Below are 20,494 nucleotides of genomic sequence, written 5' to 3'. Positions count from 1 at the left end.
AGGAGTGTTTTATTATGTCCATCAAAACCGTTTCTAAAAATCAGCAATTTTTAGAGCAGCAAAGTCAAAGAGAATCTAATGCAAGGTCTTACCCGAGACGGTTCCCATTAGCCATGCAAAAAGCCGAGGGTATGATCGTGACAGATGCGGATGGCAGAGAGTTTTATGACTGTCTGGCAGGCGCAGGAACACTAGCACTTGGTCACAATCATCCGGTTGTTATAGAAGCTATTGAACGTATGCTTCATGAAAAAAGACCATTGCATACGTTGGACATAACCTCAGAAATTAAAGAAGAATTTGTGAATGAAATTTTTTCTCACCTGCCAGAAGAGTTTGCAAAGAGAGCCAAAATTCAATTTTGTGGACCAACTGGCGGTGATGCCATAGAAGCAGCGATTAAATTAGTCAAGACAGCGACAGGAAATCGTTCCATTCTTTCTTTCCACGGTGCTTATCACGGTGCGACACATGGCACGATGTCATTAAGCGGGAATTTGTCTCCAAAGGAAAGAGTGCAAGGGTTAATTCCAGATGTGCATTTCATGCCTTATCCATATGAATACCGCTGCCCATTTGGAATTGGCGGGAAAGATTCACACCGCATTTCCAGCTCTTATATTGAGCGTGTATTAAATGATCCTGAAAGTGGTATTCTTCCGCCAGCAGGTATGATCTTTGAAGCAGTGCAAGGTGAGGGAGGCTCAATTCCAGCATCTATTGAATGGATGAAAGAAATGAGAAGAATCACAAATGAAAAAGGCATTCCACTCATTATCGATGAGGTTCAATCAGGCATTGGCCGAACAGGTAAGATGTTTGCCTTTGAACATGCGGGAATTGTGCCAGACGTCATTGTATTATCTAAAGCCATTGGTGGCAGCCTGCCGCTTTCAGTTGTGATTTATGATAAAGATTTGGATCAATGGAATCCAGGTGCACACATTGGCACATTTAGAGGGAATCAAATGGCGATGGCCGCAGGAACCGCAACGCTTAAATTTATAAAAGAAAACAATCTGCTTGATCATGTAGACCAGTTAGGGGATCGCATGCAGGCATATCTAAAAGACATTCAAAAAAATGTACCTGCTATCGGTGATGTTCGAGGAAGAGGATTAATGATTGGTGCTGAAATAGTTAATCCAAATGAGAAGCAGGATGTGGATGGAAGTTATCCAGCAAATCCTGAACTAGCCAGTCTCATTCAAAAGAATTGCTTCGATAAAGGCCTAATTGTAGAGACAGGAGGCCGTTTCGGAAGCGTCATTCGATTCTTACCGCCATTGATCATGACTGAAGAGCAGCTTGAACAAGTCATCGCTATTTTTAAAGAGGCCGTTTACGATGCAATCAACTAAGGCTTCTGTGGATTCATTATTTATCAATCAAAGCCAGCTTGGAAGAGAGTCCTTCCAAGCGGCTCTTCATACATCTATCGACAGCCTGCTGGATCAGTGGCAAAAAGACCAAGGCCCATACAGCGGAATATTGCCTGGGAAATTAGCGGCTAGTGTCGAATCATTATTTCAGTTTCAACCGTCTGGCGAATCAATGGAATCAGTTTTTCAAGATATAAAGCAGCACCTTTTGCCGCATCTCGTTGATGTATCGCATCCTAAATGTTTGGCACATTTGCATTGCCCGCCGCTTATACCTGCACTTGCCGCAGAGGTGATAGTAAGTTCATTTAACCAATCTATGGATTCCTTCGATCAAAGCGGTATTGCATCTTTGGTGGAGGAGGAAATTCTAAAGTGGCTATGTGCGAAGTTTTCTTATGGAAATCTAGCAGATGGGACATTTACGAGCGGTGGAACCCAATCTAACTACATGGGGCTGCTTCTTGCAAGAGATGCATTTTGTGAAAACACATGGCAATGGAATGTTCAGCAGAAAGGCTTGCCGAGTGAGGCGCACCGCATGAGAATTCTTTGTTCTAAGAATGCACACTTCACTGTGAAGAAATCTGCATCCCAGCTAGGCTTAGGGGAGCAGGCAGTCGTTCTAGTAGAAACGGATGAGCATCACCGTATGGACCTCAATGATTTGAAGAAGAAACTTGTCGAGTTAAAGGAACAGGATCTCCTGCCTTTTGCGGTAGTGGCAACTTGCGGGACAACTGATTTTGGCAGTATTGACCCGGTTCGAGATGTGTATGACATCGTCAAGCCATATGGTTTATGGATTCATGCAGATGCTGCCTACGGCGGAGCGCTTGTATTAAGCGAAACCTACGGGTGTAAATTAGACGGTATTGAGCTTGCTGATTCAATCACGATCGACTTCCACAAACTATTTTATCAACCGATCTCCTGCGGGGCATTTTTGCTGAAGGATAAAAGACATTTTGGTTTGATTAATTATCATGCAGATTATCTCAACCCAAAGGAAGATGAACTGGATGGAATTCTACATCTCGTCAATAAATCTATCCAAACGACGCGACGTTTTGACGCACTGAAATTGCTTCTTTCTCTTCGTCTGATTGGGGAGGAAGGGTTTGGTGACATCATTGACCATACCATTGATTTTGCGAAGGATGTGGCCGCGCTTATAGAGAGAAAAGATCACCTTGAAGTGATCAATCCTGAGCCAGAAATCAATGCAGTTGTGTTTCGATTTAAGAATGATCAACGAACGGATGACATCAATAAAATCATTCATCGAACACTGTTCAAATCAGGAACGGCTGTCATTGCGAAAACAGTGGTGGATGGTCAAACATGCTTAAAATTCACTTTGTTAAATCCGAGAACGACAATCACACATATTGAGGAAATCCTTTCTGACATCGTTGATATCGGGATCGCTCATATTCAATCCGGGAGGGTACTACGTTGAGTCAATATAAACAAATGGCTGAAAATGCAACTATGCAAAGCTTTTTAAACTGTTTTTTACGTGAAACAGGAATCGATCGATCTGCAAAAAAAGAGACAAAAGCAGATGGTTCGTTTGTATTCGTGGCAAAACTAGCAAAGCAAGACCTTGAGCTTGTGATTCCGATCCGATATTTTTCATCTGTAGGCCGCCATCTCTTTGATTTTCCGATTCGCTTTCGTCCGCATGGCAGCGAGCAAGAGGGAACGATCGTCGATTACACGACACTTGTTGCTTTATGTTCAAAGGAGCTTCTCATTGCATATGGCCGCACAGATGCAGAGGATGAATTCATGCTTCGCATCATTTTAAGCTGCCGAAATATTGAACGATTCTTAAAGGAGAGAGAAAGTGATCAAGCTGCTTTATCTCAAGCTGATTTTGAGTACATCGAGGCTGAGCAGTCACTTCTCCTTGGACATTTAACACATCCAACACCAAAAAGCAGACAAGGGATGACAGAAGAAGAGGAAGCCGTCTATTCTCCTGAGCTGAAAGGAGCTTTCCAGCTTCATTACTTTAAAGCGCATCATTCGATTGTGCTTCAGGATTCGTCTATTTCACAATCTGCGGCAAGCCTCATGTTAGAAGAACTTTCGCGTCAGGTACCAGAAGAAACAGAGAGACTGAATATGCTAACAGAAAACGGAAAATATGTGCTCATTCCAATTCATCCGCTGCAAGTCAAAGTGGTCATGAGGAAGGCATTTGTGAAGCGTTATATAGAGGAAGGGAAACTGGCTTATTTAGGACCGCTTGGATCTGAATACACAGCGACCTCATCCTTTAGAACGGTCTATCAAAAGGATTCTGCTTATATGCTCAAATTCTCTGTTCCAGTGAAAATTACAAACTCTTTACGTATCAACAAACAAAAGGAACTGGATCGCGGGGTTGAGATGTCCCGCATCTTAAAAACAGAATTAGGCGTTTCTTTATATGAAAAATTCTCTGGATTCCGGGTCATTGAAGATCCAGCATATCTCTCTATTCGAGGAGATGAAGTGGAATCTGGCTTTGAAGTGGTCATTCGTCAAAATCCATTTTTGCATCGTGAAAAAGGCGCAAGCTTAATTGCGGGGCTATGTCAGGATCATGCGTACGGAGGAAAATCGAGATTAGCAGGAATTATTCATGAACTTGCAGACATAGAAGGCCGATCAACAGAAGCGGTCAGCCAAGATTGGTTTAAACAATATTTAACCATTTCGTTAAAACCGATGCTCTGGCTGTTTGAAACGTATGGTCTTGCACTCGAGGCCCATCAGCAAAATGCTGTTGTGCAAATGAGGGATGGTTATCCAGAGACCTTCTATTACCGTGACAACCAAGGCTACTATTATAGTGAATCGAAAAAGGATAAGCTCGCAAATCTAGTTCAAAACTTGAGCGTGAGAAGTGAAACCATTTGTGCGGATGATGTAGCCGTTGAGAGACTCCGTTATTATTTCTTCTTTAATCATTTATTTGGTCTCATTAATGGCTTTGGCACGGAAGGATTAGCAAAAGAAGAAGACTTGCTGGCTCTCGTGAGAGATACATTGCTCGCTCATGAGGAGACGTACGGAGCATCTGATCTGACTAACAGCCTTCTCCGTTCAAAAGAACTTCCTTCAAAAGCGAATTTGCTGACACGATTTGAAGATATGGATGAGCTGACCGGATCTCTGGAAACACAATCTCGTTACACGGCTGTCTTGAATCCGCTCTTTTTACATAAGGAGGCGCTGATTGGATGAGGCATCGTATTAGGTTTATTCGTGCTGAATATGAAAGAGATGTCCAGCTTGTCCATAAGTGGATGCAAGAAGAGTACGTTCACCCATTTTGGCATTTGAATATTCCGTTTCCTGCTTTTGAAAAGCATTTTTATCAGGCCATACATGATCCGCATCAAACCCTTTATTTAGGCACGATTGATGGGACACCAATGAGTTATTTTGAGGCTTATAACGTCAAAGGGGATATCATTGAATCCTACTATGAACCTTCTCCGCATGATCAAGGCATCCACCTGTTAATAGGGGAGCCGGATTATGTGGGAAAAGGATTTGCTGCGCCGCTCCTTCAGGCAATGACAGCATTTCAATTTGAGCAGAACAAACGAACAGAAAAAATCGTCGCTGAGCCGGATATTCGCAATGAAAAAATGATTCATGTATTTGAAAAATGCGGCTTCGAACGTGTAAAACCAGTCACTTTACCCGATAAAACAGGTCTTTTGATGTTTTGTGATCGAGAACGATTCGAAAGGAAGTATAACCATGACGCGGTTCAACAGGCAAAATAATGTAGTGGATGTAATTGGGATCGGCATTGGCCCGTTTAACCTAGGGCTTGCCGCATTATCTGAAGAGGTAAATGAAATCAATGCTTTGTTTTTTGAAAGAAGTGAAGCCTTTCACTGGCACCCAGGGATGCTCATTGAAGGGACGACACTGCAAGTCCCATTTTTAGCGGACCTTGTCAGCATGGCAGATGTGAAAAGCAAATATAGCTTTCTCAACTATTTGCAGGAACAAAACCGTTTGTACTCATTTTACTTTCTAGAAGACTTCCATATACCGCGCAAGGAATACAGTCATTATTGCCGCTGGGTCGCTGACCAGTTAGACTCTTGCCGATTTGGCATGAACGTCGAATCTGTCTCACTGATCGAAAAGGCAGGGGAAAAGCGGTATGAAGTGCATGTCCGTCATGTAAAGGATCAAACTGTAGAGGTGTTTGAAAGCAAACATCTCGTCTTAGGAATTGGCACGCAGCCGGCGATACCCGCATCGCTCCAGCCAGCTTTAGGAGAGAAGGTTTTTCACTCAGCTGACTATTTAAAACGAAAGAAAGAAGGCTGTTTCAAAGGGAAATCTGTGACAGTTATCGGCTCTGGTCAAAGTGCGGCAGAAGTGTTTTATGACATTTTATCAGATGATGAGGCGAAGGATATTCACTGGTTCACACGGTCAAAAGGATTTTTCCCAATGGAATATTCAAACCTTGGACTTGAGTATTTCTCCCCTGACTATATTGATTTCTTTTATGAGCTTCCGCAAACAAAAAAAGATGCGTTATTAAAACAACAAGATTTGCTGTATAAAGGCATCAGTTCGGCGATGATTCGTGATATTTATCATTTGCTTTATGAACGTTCGGCCTGCGGAAAGCAGCTGAACACAGTGCTTCAAGCCATGACGGAGGTCAACTTAATTGAGGAAACAACAGGCGGATTATCACTTTCCTGCACACAATGGGTCAAGGAAGAATCCTTTACACATGAGACAGATATTGTCGTATTGGCGACTGGCTACCAATCCGTTCTGCCGCCATTTATCAACCCTATTTCTCATCACATTCAATGGGATGATCAAGGACGTTTCCAAGTTGAACGTGAATATCGTTTGAAAACAAATACGATGGGTGAAAATGATATTTTTGTACAAAATGCAGAGCTTCATACACATGGGGTCGGCGCTCCAGATTTGGGACTGGGGGCTTATCGAAACAGTGTGATCATCAATGAACTTGCTCGTCAAACCGTGTATCCACTTTATCAAAAGCACGTCTTCCAGACATTTGGTACACACAAGAACGCACACACATTTGAAGAAATCAAAGGTTAAGGAGGATGAAGCGATGAGTGTACAAGATGAATTGAAAAAAGCGGTGAATCCTGCTGCTTGGAAAAAGGCAAACCAGCGAATGGTGGCAAAAATGCTGTCTGAATACATGTATGAGGACATGCTTCATCCTGTAGAACTGGATTGTAAGGATGGCATCGCGCAGTATGAATTAATCATTCATGAACATAAGAAATATCGTTATCTGGCAAAACCTCGATTGTTTGATAGTTTTGATACAATCGCTGAATCAATTGAGTGCTGTCAAGATGGAAAATGGTCAAAGGATGTCAGTGCCATTGTGTTTTTACTAGACATCCAGCCGATCATTCCAATGTCCTCTGACACAACAGGCCATCTAATCAAAGAGCTTCACCATACTTTGTTAGCCGATGTCCATTTGCTGTCGAAAAAAGCACTTCGTGCGGATGAGCTAACAGATACGGATTATGCATGGATTGAAGGAGAAATGACAGGCCATCCTTGGATTGTGTATAACAAAGGGCGTATAGGATTCAGCTACGATGATTACTTAGCCTATGCACCAGAACGTCAAGAATGTGTGCAGCTGTCTTGGATTGCTGTACATAGAGAGCTTGCGACATTCCATGCAGTTGATCATGAAAACTATGAGCAGGTGATCGCTAAAGAATTAGATGAAGTCACGATTCGTCAATTTCAGCGCGTGTTAAAGGATGAAGGACTGAATGCGGCTGACTATTATATGATGCCTGTTCATCAGTGGCAGTGGACGCATATGATTATTCAGCATTTCCCGGAAGATTTGGCCTTGCGCCGGATTGTGTATTTGGGAGAGGGGCTGGATCAATATATCCCGCAGCAGTCGATCAGAACCTTTACAAATATCTCAAACAAAGGCAAGCATCATATTAAACTGCCAATGAGTATTTTAAATACGCTCGTGTACCGTGGACTCCCATCAGAACGTACGGTCATTGCCCCGCGCATTACAGCGCATATTAAAGGGATTGCTGATCAAGACTCATTTTTATCTGATGTGTGCCGCGTCATTTTACCAGGTGAGAATGCAAGTATCAATGTCGATCATCCATACTACAGCAAACTGCCTGGTGCGCCGTATCAATATCTTGAGATGCTTGGTGTCATTTTTAGAGAAAGCATTTATACGTACTTAGATGAAGGGGAGAGCCCTGTTACACTTGCGGCACTCACTTATGAGGATCATGAAGGAGAGCCGTATATCAAGCAGCTGATTGAAAAATCAGGTCTCTCAGCAAAAGAATGGATGGCGAAGTTTTTCCATGTCGTGATGCCGCCGCTGCTGCACTTCATGTATCAATACGGCACAGTCTTTTCACCGCATGGTCAAAATACGATTCTTGTGTTGAAAAATCATCAGCCGCATCGTTTGGCGATCAAAGATTTCGTTGATGATGTAAATATAAGTGACCAGCCGCTGCCTGAATTAGCTTCACTAGAAGAAGATTTAAAAGAAGTGCTGCGCAGTGAGCCGCCAGAAGGTTTAGTACAATTTATCTTTACAGGATTATTTATTTGTAACCTGCGCTACGTATCCAATGTGTTAGACAATCATCAGCTGTTAGATGAAACGACTCTATGGCGCTTGCTTGCAGAAGAAATTCAGCTTTATCAAAAGCAATTCCCGCAGCTGAAGGACCGTTTTGAATTATTTGATCTATTCCAGCCGAAGCTGACAAAGCTTTGCTTAAATCGTAATCGAATGATTGATTATGGCTATGGAGATGGAGATGACCGCCCGCATGCATCAGAGCACGGGAAGGTCACAAATGCACTCGCTCATGTCCTTGCGTCAGTTGGAGAGAAGTAATATAAAAGCTGTAGACATCAAGTGTCTACAGCTTTTTTGTTTTTTAAGAAAATGCTTGAGAGGCAAGGAAATAGAAAAGGGCGGGATCATTTAGTTTTTCTTTCCCGCGGATCATCATAAAATGGGCTACGTTTGTTTTCGTAAATCCTGCTTCCACAAGTGTTTCATGCAGGCGTTCAGCAGTTTCTTCCTGCATATCTATACGAATTGCACCTGAATAAGACGAGATGAGTGATTGGATGAGCGAGAGAGCGGTTTGTTCATCGTTTGCTGTAAGCGGTCCAATCATTAGATTAGCAGGGGTTTCGACGCCAAACGCAAAACCGGTTGTTTCATGATGTTCATTCTGTGCAATCATTCGGAATGCTGCCCGGTGCATCCGATTTTTTAAAAAGCTTGATCGATTGGCTCCTGCTCCTTTTGCGTCAAGTGTTTCAATAGACGGGAGATGAGTTTCATCAGCGGGAGACAGATGAATCTTATCTGGCACCTGAAGCGCATAAGGATTTGTTTTCTGTGCTTTGTATGTATGAATGTAGCCGGCCGTTTGAAATCCGATTTTTTCGTAAACGGGCTGTCCTTGTACAGTAGCGGTTAAAACGACAGGAACGCTTTGATCGCTTCGGCGAAGCAGGGTGTCAATCATTTTCCTTGCAAGGCCTAAGCCGCGATGCGTCTCAGATACAATGACAGCACCAATTGATGCTGCTTTATCATATTGGAAAAGTCCCGCACATGAGATGACTTGTCCATCCGTTGTTGAAAAACCTGTAAAATATCCGTTTGTTAAAAGAGATGTAAGCTCTTCCGCATTGTAATCAGGCCAGTCGACCTCTTTTGACAATGCGATAAGATCAGGTATGTCATCAAGTGTTAATGTTCGTTGTACAACGTTTTCCAATTCACGCAACTCCTTCTTAGCTGAATTCATCTATATGTATCGTATCATAAGAAGGCATAAGAAAAAGGAAAAGGGAGATCCTTTTCCACTCAGCGTGTAGACAAACCCTCGCATTCGTTGTCAAGGCTGCAGGTTTTCTATCACGCTGAAAAAAAGAGAAAGGGCTAAAATAAAGATTACTTTAGCCCTTTGTCCTTTTAATAATTCAAGTCTCGGTTGTATTCATATTCAAAGGTGAGCTGTAAGTTTTTAATCGACACTACACCTACTTTGATTAATCGCCCGCCGATAAACTGAGGGACCTCTATCGCGTTGAAAGAAACAAAAAAGCGGTCTTTTGCTGGAACCTGGCTTGTTTTATAGGAAGAGATGTCGACCTTTTGGCCGTTCCAAGGTACATTCACTGCTCCGCCTTTAAGGGAAGAAACGGTGAAGACATAATTGTGCGCGTTTGTACTGCCTTTATCAGCTTCTAATGAAAGACCAGTCACGACAGCATCCTGCGGCAGGCTGTTTAAATCAAAATTAGAATTTGGAGAACCGGCTTCATTGAAACTATTAAGTGTGGCTGGTGACCCATATCGTTTGAGTGTTGCTTTTTCAATGCTTTTGTCAAAGACAATGCGGTACGTTTTATCTTCTTCATTTAATAATTGTTTAGGCTTAACCGCTAAATAATAATCCGTACTGGCGGCAATTTTCGGCATATGAATAATCTCGTTTTGGTTGTAAGTCCGCACAGAAGAAGACACAAGTGCGCCGTTCTTATTGTAAAGATAGAGATCAAAATCATTTCCTGACTTTACATTCACAAGTTTAATAGAAAAACGGCCATCCGCACCATCAAATTTGGAGCTGGTGAAATGGTAAAAGTCGACATCATTTGTAGAAGAAATACTTCCCTCATGATATAAATAAGATTTATTCAAATAAAGGGAAGACTGTAGGAACTGAGCTTTTTCCATCGTATCATTGTTGGCATAATCGCTGTCTGGATATAGGTGCTCCAATTCTTCTGTATAATTTTTTGTTTGTTTCGTAGATGCTTCACTTGCTTGTGCAGGTGATTGGAAGAGAGAGGCAGCGATGAAGAGGCCGGCAAGCAGTAAAACCCCCATTTTCTTTTTGAACATAACAAACATCTCCTTTTCAGTTTCTTTCATTTATATTATCGGATCATTATTCCTAAAATTGATATTTATTCCATTTTTATATCAAAAAAGAACCCCCAATGATGGAGGTTCTAGTATTAATGAACATTAAAATATCGAGCTTCAGGGTGGGAAACGACGATCGCTGAAACAGATGCTTCCGGTTCCATCATGAATCCTTCTGTCAGATGGATGCCGATTTTTTCGGGCTGAAGCAGCTTGAACAGCTTTTCTTGGTCTTCAAGATTTGGACACGCTGGATAACCAAAGGAATAGCGCTGCCCTTGATATTTCGCCTGGAATCGTTTGTCCATTGTGAAATCGACTGGGTCAGGGAAGCCCCATTTGTCACGAATCACTTGGTGTGTTCTTTCAGCTAATCCTTCTGCAAGCTCAAGCGCCAGAGCTTGGACAGCATGCATTTTTAAATAATCCCCTTCCTGCTTAAATTGCTGTGCGACTTCACGTATACGCGCGCCGGCTGTGACGGCAAATAAGGCAATATAATCTTTCTCGTTTTCATCACTTTTCCTTACATAATCAGATATGGAGCGGTACGGGAGCTTCTCCTGCCTTGGAAATTGGAACGTTTCAATGATGCGGTCAGGCTCTTCGGGATCATAAATATGCAAATCATTTCCGTGTGAATTGGCAGGGAGGAATTGATAGACAAATGCAGGTGCAAACCAGTTTTTCTCTCTGCCTTCATTTAGAAGATCCGTGACAAGCTGTTTTAATTCCAATGCTTTTGGGTGCTGTTCAGCTAATAAGGTTTTGACCTTTCCCTTTAAACCGAGATGATGACCAATGAGCATTTGTTCATTCACATAAGGCATAATATGATGCAAATCGATGTCCTTCACATAATGGCGTGCGGTATTTTCTGGTGTAAATACCGGTGCCTGCGGGAGTGCTGCGCGTTTTTCTAGTAGTTCAATGACAGCTTTCGGCTGCTTTCCTTCTTTCTCCTTGAAAGGTGCTGCTGGCTCCTCTTGCGGCTTTGTTTGAAATTGAAGAGGATTCGCTTTTAACTCATTGGCTAATGACAGTCCGTCCATAGCATCTTTTGCATAAAGAACAGGTCCATCATAATGAGGCGAAATTTTCATTTTTGTAAATTTACGAGAAAGGGCAGCACCGCCGACCAAAATAGGAACAGAAATGTTTGCTTTTTGTAAATCTTGAGCGGTTAGTACCATTTGCTGGGCGGACTTTACAAGTAAGCCTGATAACCCGATCATATCTGGTTTTTCCTTTTGCACAGCTTCAATCAATGTTTGAGGTGTCACCTTGATGCCGAGGTCGACCACTTGAAAGCCGTTATTGCTCAAAATGATGTCGACGAGGTTTTTCCCGATATCATGGACATCTCCTTTTACGGTCGCAAGTAGAATCTTTCCTTTCCCGCTCGCATGCTGCTTTTCCATATATTGCTCAAGAAACGAAACAGATGCTTTCATGACCTCAGCCGATTGAAGCACTTCGGCTACAATCAGTTCGTTTTGATTAAAAAGACGACCAACTTCAGCCATTCCCTGCATTAATGGACCATTGATGATATGAAGCGGCGATTCATATTGCTTCAAAGCAAGGGAAAGATCATCGATGAGCCCTTCTTTCGTTCCTTCGACGACGTAGAGCGCCAGCCTTTCATCAAGTGATAAGGAGACCTTTGGTTTTTTCTCCGTTTTCTTTTTGCCGCGGTAAAATTGGGTGAATTCAGCCAGTGTTTGATCATTTGTTTCATAAAGCAAGGTTTCAGCTAGTTTGATTTCTTCCTTTGGAATGGAAGCGAAGCGTTCAAGCTTTTCTGTATTTACAATGGCATAGTCAAGTCCTGCTTGCACGCAATGATATAAATAGACAGCATTTAAGATTTCTCTGCCAACAGGCGGAAGTCCGAAAGATACGTTGCTGATGCCTAAAATGGTGAGGCACTCAGGCAGGGTTTCCTTGATCATTTTAATGCCTTTGATCGTTTCTTCAGCGGCGCCAATATATTGCTCGTCTCCAGTGCCTACTGGAAAGACAAGCGGATCAAAAATGATATCACTTGCGGGAATTCCATATTTCTTCGTTAGCAAATCGTGAGAACGTACAGCAATTTCAAGCTTTCGTTCTGCTGTCACGGCCATTCCTATTTCATCAATCGTGCCAACAACAAGTGCACCGCCATATAGCTTCACAAGAGGAAGAATCTCTTCAAAGCGTTCCTCGCCATCCTCAAGATTGATGGAATTGATGATGGCTTTCCCTTGAGAATAGGTGAGTGCCTTTTCAATCACGTGTTTATCCGTTGAATCAATGACAAAAGGGGCTTTGACCTTTTTCATGGCTTCTTGTAAAAAGCCTTCCATGTCTGCTGCCTCATCACGGTCTGGATCGGCGAGACACACATCAACGACGTGAGCGCCATTTTTCACTTGAGCACGAGCAATTTCTGCTGCTTCTTCAAACTTTTGTTCCGCAATGAGCCGTTTGAATTTACGAGAACCAATGACATTGGTCCGTTCGCCTACAAAAAGGGGACGCATCGAATCCTCATAAATAAGGGGCTCAATTCCTGATACTGTATGCTGCGGTGAATCGCGAGTGATAGGTCGCGGCTGAAGCTTGCGTACTTCATCTGACAATGCTTGAATATGCGCAGGTGTAGTTCCGCAGCAGCCGCCGACAATATTTAACCAGCCTTCCTTAGCAAAGGCGGCGATTTTCTTAGCAAGAGAAGCAGGGGATTCGTGATAATGACCTTCTTCATCTGGGAGTCCAGCATTCGGATAGCAGCTCACCGCTGACTTTGCGATGGAGGAGAGAGTCCGGATATGGTCTGTCATAAATTCTGGACCAGTTGCACAGTTAAGACCGACACTGATGGGTTTCATATGCTCAAGAGAGATATAAAAGGCTTCGATATCTTGACCAGCAAGGGTGGTACCCATTGGTTCAATCGTCCCTGATACCATGAGTGGTAATTGAATGCCCGTCTGCTGAAAGGCTTCTTGAATCCCTTTGAATCCAGCTTTTACATTCAGCATATCTTGGCTTGTTTCTAAAAGAAGGGCATCACACTTTCCGTCAATCAGAGCGCGGGCCTGCTCTTCATAGTTTCTGACGAGTTCACTGAAGGTTGTGCCGCCTGTTACAGATAATGTTTTTGTTGTCGGGCCCATTGCACCTACAACAAAACGAGGCTTTTCGGGTGTGGAGAAACGGTCAGCTTCTGCCTTTGCCAGCTGCGCAGCTCGAACATTGAGTTCATAGGCAAGATGGCCAAGCCCATATTCATCAAGGACGAGCTTTGTAGCGCCGAAGGTATTTGTTTCAATGAGATCGGCACTTGCTTCAAGGTACTCCCTATGGATCTTAGAGATGATGTGAGGGGCTGTCACATTCAAATACTCGTTACAGCCCTCATACTCTTCTCCGCCAAAGTCCTCTGCTGTCAGGTTGGCGTTTTGAATCATTGTGCCCATTGCCCCATCAAGGACGAGGATGCGTTTCTTGAGCTGTTCAGTGATAGTTGACATGGACGTTAGACTCCTTTTCTTTCTGATGGATGTAGGTGGTCAGTTCTGCTGTTAAATCTGATCGAAGGAAAGGAGTAATTAAATAAATGCCATTAAACAATTCGCAGGCTGTATCTAATAAAGAGCGGGCAATGGCTAAACCTTCTGCTCGCTGCTTTTCCTTATCCTCGCCAGCTTTGGCCATAATGTCACGAATAGAATCAGATAATTTGATGCCTGGAATTTCGTGATGGATAAACTCTGCATTTCGGCTGCTTGTTAACGGCATAATGCCGATATAAATCGGTTTATCCAAGTGGCGGCTTTCCTCATGAATTTTCACAAGCTGTTCCTCAGAATAAACAGGCTGTGAGATAAAATAATCAGCACCGTATTCTATTTTTTTCTCAAGACGTTTCACGGCTTTATCTATATGGCGCACATTTGGGTTAAAGGCACCAGCCACTGAAAAATTGGTCTTTTTGCCAAGGGGCTTTCCTGAGAAAGAAAGGCCTTCGTTAAACTGTTTGATGAGACGAATCAAATCAAAGGAGGTTAAATCATACACAGATGTTGCACCTGGGAAGTCTCCAATTTTAGATGGATCGCCTGTAATGGCTAAAATATCGGTTAATCCAAGGGTGTCGAGCCCCATTAAATGAGATTGAAGCCCAATCAAATTACGGTCGCGGCATGTGATATGAACAAGAGAACGCATATCAAGCTGCTGCTTTAATAATGCGCCGCAAGCGACATTGCTAATGCGCGGAGTCGCAAGAGAATTATCGGCTAACGTCAACGCATCAATGCCAGCATTCTTTAATTCATTTGCAGCAACGAGAAATTTTTCGAAGTTCAGCTTCTTCGGCGGATCGAGCTCTACGATAATCGAACGTTTTTTCACAGCCAGCTCATCAAGACCTGGTTCAGTGCGCTGGTCTTGGATTGAAATGATTTCTTCTTTTAACACTTTCACTTCTTTTTCAGTGATCGGCGCTAAATCTTTGACCGCTTCAGCCATTGCGCTAATATGCTGGGGCGTTGTTCCGCAGCAGCCTCCGATAATACGTGCGCCCTGATTTCTAAATTCAAGTGCACTTTTTCGGAAATAATCGTTATCTGTATCATAGACGAGTCTGCCTGCTTCAAGAGAGGGGAGACTGCTGTTAGGATAGACAGATAAATGTGAATTTTCCAAAAGTGGAACGCCTTCGAGTGCCTGAATCATGTGATAAGGGCCCAGCCTGCAGTTGATACCGACGACATCTGCACCAAGAGTTGATAACTCAGATAAACCATCACTCAGCGGGGTACCATCCTGCAAGACTCCTTGTTCATGCATAGAGACGTTCATGACAATCGGAAGAGTCGTTTCTTTGCGGGCAATTTGGAGAACAGCCTTCGCTTCTTCTATGTCATAATACGTTTCAAGCAACAATCCGTCAGGTTCTTCATTTAATAGGATGTACAGCTGCTCTCTAAAGCTTCGTTTGATTTCTTCTATAGAGTAGGCATTTTTGTTAAACGTTCGAATACCGCCAATTGTTCCGAGTACATAAGCAGAGCCTGCGGCTGCTTTTGCAATTTGTACCGCTTTTGTATTGATGCGTTTCGTTTCTTCCTCTAAGCCGTAGCGGGATAGTTTAATATAATTCGCACCGTATGTGTTCGTTTGGATGATGTCAGCGCCTGCCTGCACATATGCTTCATGCACGCGTTTCACTTCATCCTCTTTCGATAAATTTAATTCTTCAAAGCAGCGGTCAATGCCGTAAGAGTATAAAAGTGTTCCCATCGCTCCGTCAGCAATCAGTACGCGGTTTTCTAAGTCTTGTAATAGGCCCATTGTATTCCTCCTTATTTCTATGTAACAAAAAAAGCCTTCTGATAAGAAGAAGACTTTTTGGATGTATCGTAATTCTTCTCCTTATCTTCCAAGCAGTTGCTTGCTGGATTTAGCACCTTGGTCATAGAAAATAGATTTCTACTACACCGGTTGCTGAGGCTTCACAGGGCCAGTCCCTCTGCCTCTCTTGATAAGAAAGCAATATGAACATGTCAATGAATTGAACTTCCATCAACTGTAACGAAAAATGCAGAAATAATCAATGGAAAATTTGAAATTTATCGAAAATTTATAAATTGGACATCAATCGGCAAATCAGCCTTGCGCATAAGAGAAATCACCTCTTGTAAATCATCTTTATTTTTCCCTGTCACACGCACTTGGTCATCCTGAAATTGTGATTTCACTTTAATGCCAGATTGCTTGATGAGGGCGTTGATCTTTTTGGCGTTGTCTTGATCAATCCCGCTGATCAGCTTCGCACGCTGGCGTACTGTACCGCCAAGGGCATGCTCGGTTTTTCCGTAATCAATGTTTTTAGTTGGAACATTTCGTTTGATCAGCTTTGTCACAAGCACATCTTTTAGCTGCTCAAGTTTGAAGTCATCATCAGAGATGAGAACGAGCTCTTCTTTTTCGAGAGAAATATCACTTTTACTTCCTTTAAAATCATAACGGTTTTTAATTTCTTTCAGTGCTGCTTGAACAGCGTTTTGCACCTCAGGCAGTTCAACCTTCGAAACAATGTCAAATGAGCTTTCTTTTGCCATAGCACATGACCTCCAAGTATTGATATTGCGTCTATTTTATCATGCCAATAGGAGAAGAAGAAACTTTATCGAAGAGATGAGCCAAAGAGTTCAGCCGGCTGCGGTATAAATCGTGTCCAATTTGTCCACTTTAGCTAACAGAACTAGAGATGTTCATGCGGGGAGAAGTATAGTAGAATAGAGTGAATCAAAAGATGAACGAACGCTCTTTTATGGGCAGATAGGAAGGAAGAGAACATGAGACCAGGTGAGCAACTGACCTTGCAAATAGAGAACGAAATGGAATACGGCTACTTTTTGACAGACGGTGAAGATTCGGTCCTCTTACATCGCAGTGAAATGACAGAAGATATTGGTGACCGAGATGAAGTAGAGGTCTACTTATATGTAGATCATGAAGAAAGACTTGCTGCCACGATGAAAATACCTACAATTAACGCGAATACATACGACTGGGTAGAAGTCGTGGATGTGGTAGAAGACATGGGTGCATTTGTTGATGTTGGACTGTCAAAGGATGCACTTGTTGCAACAGAACACCTCCCGCCTTTTGAGGAAGCATGGCCGAAAAAAGGAGACAAACTCTACTGTATGCTGAAAGTCACAAGCTACGGCAGAATGTTCGCAAAACCAGCCACAGAAGATGTGATCAGTGAATTGTTTACTGAGGCACCAGAAACCTTAATGAACAAAGAAATCACTGGAACAATTTATCGCTTAATTGCGACAGGTTCTTTTATGCTGACAGATACAGGCGTGCGTGGGTTTATCCACCGCACGGAACGAAAGGAAGAGCCAAGATTAGGATCGACCGTTACAGGACGCGTCATTGCAGTGAAAGAGGATGGAACCGTAAACGTTTCTCTGCTTCCTAGAAAACAGGAAGCGTTATCTGTTGATGCGGAAGAAATCTTAACTTATATGAGAACGAGAAATGGTGCTATGCCTTATGGAGATAAAAGCGATCCAGAAGACATCCGCGAACGATTCCAAATGAGCAAGGCAGCCTTTAAACGGGCATTAGGTCATTTGATGAAAAACGGTCTAGTCTACCAAAAAGAAGGCTGGACATACGAGAAAAAGTGAGCACCTGAAGCAAACCCCGCATTCGTCCGCAGACTTGTGCGCTAGACTTCAAAGGGTTTTCAAATCACGCTGAAAAGAAGAAAAAGGGATAAAATCATCATGATTTTATCCTTTTTTATATTTGTCTTAAATAATGGATTTTTTCTATGAAAAAAGTCATGAAAAACCTTCACTATACCATTGAAACAACGACCCTCAAATCCGATAAAAAAGGAGTAAGGATGATAAAAGGAGTGTGTTTTTGGATGAAAGTGAAGATTTCATTACTTCTGATGGCAGCTATGCTTATGATGCTCGCCGCATGCGGTAATCAACAGGAGGGGGCGCCAAAATCAACTGCGAAGCATATTGGCGTTATGCTCACAGATGATGGTCTTGGTGATCAATCATTTAACGATTCATCATTTAAAGGATTAGAAAAAGCACGTGATGAGCTTGGCATTGAATTTGATTATAGAGAAATTGCAGAAACTGATACATATGAAAAAGGGCTGACAGAGCTCGTCAAAGAGGGCAATGATCTCATCATCGGTGTAGGTTTCAGTATGCAAGAAGACCTAGAAAAAGTCGCAAAGAAATATCCGAAGAAGCAGTTCCTGCTTATTGATGCCGTATCTGAGCTGAAAAATGTGACCTCTGTGACGTTTAAAGAAGAGCAAGGCAGCTATTTAGCGGGTGCGCTTGCTGCGATGACAACGAAAAGTGATGTCATTGGATTTGTTGGTGGTGTTGATGCAGATGTCATCCATCGTTTTGAAAAAGGATTTCAAAAAGGCGCCAAATCAGTCAATCCGAAAATCAAGATCTTATCCACCTATGCAGGCACATTTAGTGATGCAGGCAAGGGCGGTAAAATAGCCAAAGACATGATCAAAAAGAAAGCTGACGTTTTATATGCCGCAGCTGGCTATTCAGGTGTCGGCGTATTAAAAGAAGCGCAATCACAGGGCAAATATGCCATTGGAGTAGACAGCGATCAGTACTATACTGCTGAAAAAGCGGTCATTTCGTCTATGGTGAAAAAAGTCGATGAAGTGGTCTATCAATTCAGCGAACAGCTCGTAAAGAACAATGAAATGAAAAGCGGGCATGTTGTCTATGACTTAAGCAATGATGGAATCGATATGGCAAAAATCCGGATTTTGAAAAATGCTGAGACATTGACTAAAAAATTAAATGGGCTGAAACAGACGCTTCTAAAAGAAGAGGGAGGCGCATCATGAGCTTACGCGTCAAAATTTTACTCAATTCACTTATCTCACTTCTTTTAGCAGTTGGCGTTATCGCCTTTATCATTGTCAGCATGACAAAGATCCAATCATCAAATGAGACAGATGTCCAAACCTTATTAAATGTACAAAAAACGAAGGCAGGCTTTGAAAGTGTCGAGCAAGCCATGACCAATTATTCGATGACACTCTCAGATGAACAGCTAGAGATCGTTCAAAACAATATTTCTACAGCAAAAAAACAGCTGCAAACGTTAAACAAACATGCAGGAAATATGAACAAAGAGGCATTAACAAGGTTAAATTCAAAATATGAAACGTGGATCAAAGAAGCAAACAATGCCATTGGTGAAAAAAACGCCTCGGATGCAAGACGTGTGGCAGCAAGAATTGATGGCGTTTTAAATGATGTGCATACGATGAATAAAAGAGCAGAAGAAGCGTATAAACAAAATCTAGAGAATGCAGCAGACAATGTGCAATGGATTATCACAAGTGCACTCATCTCAGCCCTCACATTGATTGTGATTGCCGTCTTTTTGAATATTGGACTAACGCGATCCATCGTGACCCCCATCAAATCATTATCTTACAGAGCAAAGCAGATCGCAGAAGGCAATCTTGCTGTGGAGCGGATGGATATTCAGCGTAAGGATGAAATCGGCGGCTTGAATGAATCCTTTAATCAAATGACAGATCAGCTGATTAGTCTGATTAAAGAAATCAGCAATGTCTCAAGCCGAGTAGAGACATTCTCGATCCACCTGAATGATGAAAACAAAAAGATGATGGAATCTGCGAATCAAGTATCTGTCTCAACAGATGAAATGGCAAATGGGTCACAAGCGATTTCAGAAGATCTCCAGCACGGCGTCAGCTTGATTGAGAAAATGGACCAGCATGGACGTAAAAATTCCGAACGCTCACAAACGGTCATCCGCAGTACAGAGGATGCCATTGAAGCCGTAGAAAGCGGAAAGCACACGTTAACAGAAACAAAAAAAGCGATTGAAAAAAATACACATGCCACGAGACAAATCGAAGAGTCAGCAGGAGAATTCACGCAATACGCCAGCGGAATCTCGGCCATGGCCAAAACGGTTTCTGACATTGCGGACCAAACAAACCTGCTTTCCTTAAACGCAGCCATTGAAGCGGCAAGAGCCGGCGAAGCTGGAAAAGGCTTTGCCGTTGTAGCAGATGAAATTCGTAAGCTTGCCGATGAATCGTCTAATGCAACAAGACAAATCTTTGACATGGTCAGCCATATTGAAAGAGGCATTCAATCCATTAGTCAAACTGTTCAAGAAGGGGTCAAGCTTTCATTTCAGCAGCAGGATGCGATGGACAAAACCTCACACTCCTTTGAAGATATAGAAATAAAAGCGCAGCATATTAAACAAGAAATGGCGGTCTTAAATGACCAAATTATGCAATCAACAGAACTTGGCGGACAAGTGCTGCACTCGATTGAAAATATTAGTGCAGTTGTAGAAGAAACAGCAGCTGGCAGCGAAGAAATTTCTGCCTCAGCCAATGAACAGCTGCAATCATTCCATCAAATGAACAAACAGGTCGAAGAATTGATGAGTATGACGGCGAGGTTAAATGAAACCGTCCAGCGATTTAAACTGTCATAAGAAAAGCACCCTTCCCGTGTTGTGTCAGGGAAGGGTGCTT

General features: G+C 42.6%; 14 protein-coding genes and 1 riboswitch. Of the genes, 9 read left to right on the top strand and 5 right to left on the bottom strand.

Annotation, left to right across the window (positions count from 1 at the left end):
* Window positions 1-14: 14 nt before the first annotated feature.
* Genes JVX94_RS09165 through JVX94_RS09140 form a run of 6 tightly spaced genes read left to right on the top strand, consistent with a single transcriptional unit; the run spans window position 15 to window position 8,325 of the window.
* Window positions 15-1,361, top strand: a complete 1,347-nt coding sequence (locus JVX94_RS09165; RefSeq protein ID WP_048238440.1) for an aspartate aminotransferase family protein — start codon at window positions 15-17, stop codon at window positions 1,359-1,361.
* Window positions 1,348-2,844, top strand: a complete 1,497-nt coding sequence (locus JVX94_RS09160) for a pyridoxal phosphate-dependent decarboxylase family protein (protein WP_205185363.1) — start codon at window positions 1,348-1,350, stop codon at window positions 2,842-2,844. Before JVX94_RS09165 ends, JVX94_RS09160 begins: the two co-directional genes overlap by 14 nt.
* Complete coding sequence (locus JVX94_RS09155; protein WP_205185361.1) at window positions 2,841-4,622, top strand: IucA/IucC family protein; 1,782 nt, start codon at window positions 2,841-2,843, stop codon at window positions 4,620-4,622. The genes JVX94_RS09160 and JVX94_RS09155 overlap by 4 nt, the downstream gene beginning before the upstream one ends.
* Entirely contained in the window at window positions 4,619-5,173 is a 555-nt protein-coding gene (locus JVX94_RS09150; protein ID WP_024426511.1) for a GNAT family N-acetyltransferase, read from the top strand. The genes JVX94_RS09155 and JVX94_RS09150 overlap by 4 nt, the downstream gene beginning before the upstream one ends.
* Window positions 5,148-6,497: a lysine N(6)-hydroxylase/L-ornithine N(5)-oxygenase family protein gene (locus tag JVX94_RS09145; RefSeq protein ID WP_205185359.1), complete on the top strand. Its 1,350-nt coding sequence runs from the start codon at window positions 5,148-5,150 to the stop codon at window positions 6,495-6,497. Before JVX94_RS09150 ends, JVX94_RS09145 begins: the two co-directional genes overlap by 26 nt.
* A gap of 13 nt (window positions 6,498-6,510) precedes the next feature.
* Window positions 6,511-8,325: an IucA/IucC family protein gene (locus JVX94_RS09140; RefSeq protein ID WP_095408169.1), complete on the top strand. Its 1,815-nt coding sequence runs from the start codon at window positions 6,511-6,513 to the stop codon at window positions 8,323-8,325.
* 43 nt (window positions 8,326-8,368) lie between these two features.
* Here JVX94_RS09140 and JVX94_RS09135 read toward each other — a convergent pair whose 3' ends face one another.
* The 5 genes from JVX94_RS09135 to JVX94_RS09115 form a co-directional block, all read right to left on the bottom strand.
* Window positions 8,369-9,226 (bottom strand): GNAT family N-acetyltransferase, encoded by an 858-nt coding sequence (locus tag JVX94_RS09135; RefSeq protein ID WP_205185358.1) that lies wholly within the window; start codon window positions 9,224-9,226, stop codon window positions 8,369-8,371.
* A gap of 197 nt (window positions 9,227-9,423) precedes the next feature.
* Window positions 9,424-10,359 carry an anti protein gene (locus JVX94_RS09130; RefSeq protein WP_205185357.1) on the bottom strand — a complete coding sequence of 312 codons (936 nt, stop codon included), beginning with the start codon at window positions 10,357-10,359 and terminating at the stop codon, window positions 9,424-9,426.
* Between the two features lie 116 nt (window positions 10,360-10,475).
* A complete protein-coding gene (gene metH, locus JVX94_RS09125) occupies window positions 10,476-13,904 on the bottom strand; it encodes a methionine synthase (RefSeq protein WP_205185356.1) in 3,429 nt (1,142 codons plus the stop codon).
* On the bottom strand, window positions 13,888-15,729 hold the full coding sequence (locus JVX94_RS09120) for a bifunctional homocysteine S-methyltransferase/methylenetetrahydrofolate reductase (RefSeq protein WP_095408173.1): 1,842 nt from the start codon (window positions 15,727-15,729) through the stop codon (window positions 13,888-13,890). The genes metH and JVX94_RS09120 overlap by 17 nt, the downstream gene beginning before the upstream one ends.
* A 78-nt stretch (window positions 15,730-15,807) precedes the next feature.
* A riboswitch (SAM riboswitch) is annotated at window positions 15,808-15,926 on the bottom strand.
* Between the two features lie 81 nt (window positions 15,927-16,007).
* The gene (locus tag JVX94_RS09115; protein ID WP_012009527.1) at window positions 16,008-16,499 is read right to left on the bottom strand and encodes a YajQ family cyclic di-GMP-binding protein; all 492 of its coding nucleotides are present in this window, start codon (window positions 16,497-16,499) and stop codon (window positions 16,008-16,010) included.
* 237 nt (window positions 16,500-16,736) lie between these two features.
* On the opposite strand from JVX94_RS09115, the gene JVX94_RS09110 reads away from it, so the two are divergent.
* From JVX94_RS09110 to JVX94_RS09100, 3 genes are all read left to right on the top strand, one after another.
* Complete coding sequence (locus JVX94_RS09110; RefSeq protein WP_144470127.1) at window positions 16,737-17,585, top strand: CvfB family protein; 849 nt, start codon at window positions 16,737-16,739, stop codon at window positions 17,583-17,585.
* A gap of 245 nt (window positions 17,586-17,830) precedes the next feature.
* On the top strand, window positions 17,831-18,808 hold the full coding sequence (locus JVX94_RS09105) for a BMP family lipoprotein (RefSeq protein ID WP_095408674.1): 978 nt from the start codon (window positions 17,831-17,833) through the stop codon (window positions 18,806-18,808).
* Window positions 18,805-20,454 carry a methyl-accepting chemotaxis protein gene (locus JVX94_RS09100; protein WP_205185355.1) on the top strand — a complete coding sequence of 550 codons (1,650 nt, stop codon included), beginning with the start codon at window positions 18,805-18,807 and terminating at the stop codon, window positions 20,452-20,454. Before JVX94_RS09105 ends, JVX94_RS09100 begins: the two co-directional genes overlap by 4 nt.
* Window positions 20,455-20,494: the final 40 nt, after the last annotated feature.

This window comes from Bacillus sp. PDNC022 (assembly GCF_016919285.1).
GTDB classification, from domain to species: Bacteria; Bacillota; Bacilli; order Bacillales; family Bacillaceae; genus Bacillus; species Bacillus safensis.
This window is presented reverse-complemented; position numbering and strand designations above follow the sequence as displayed.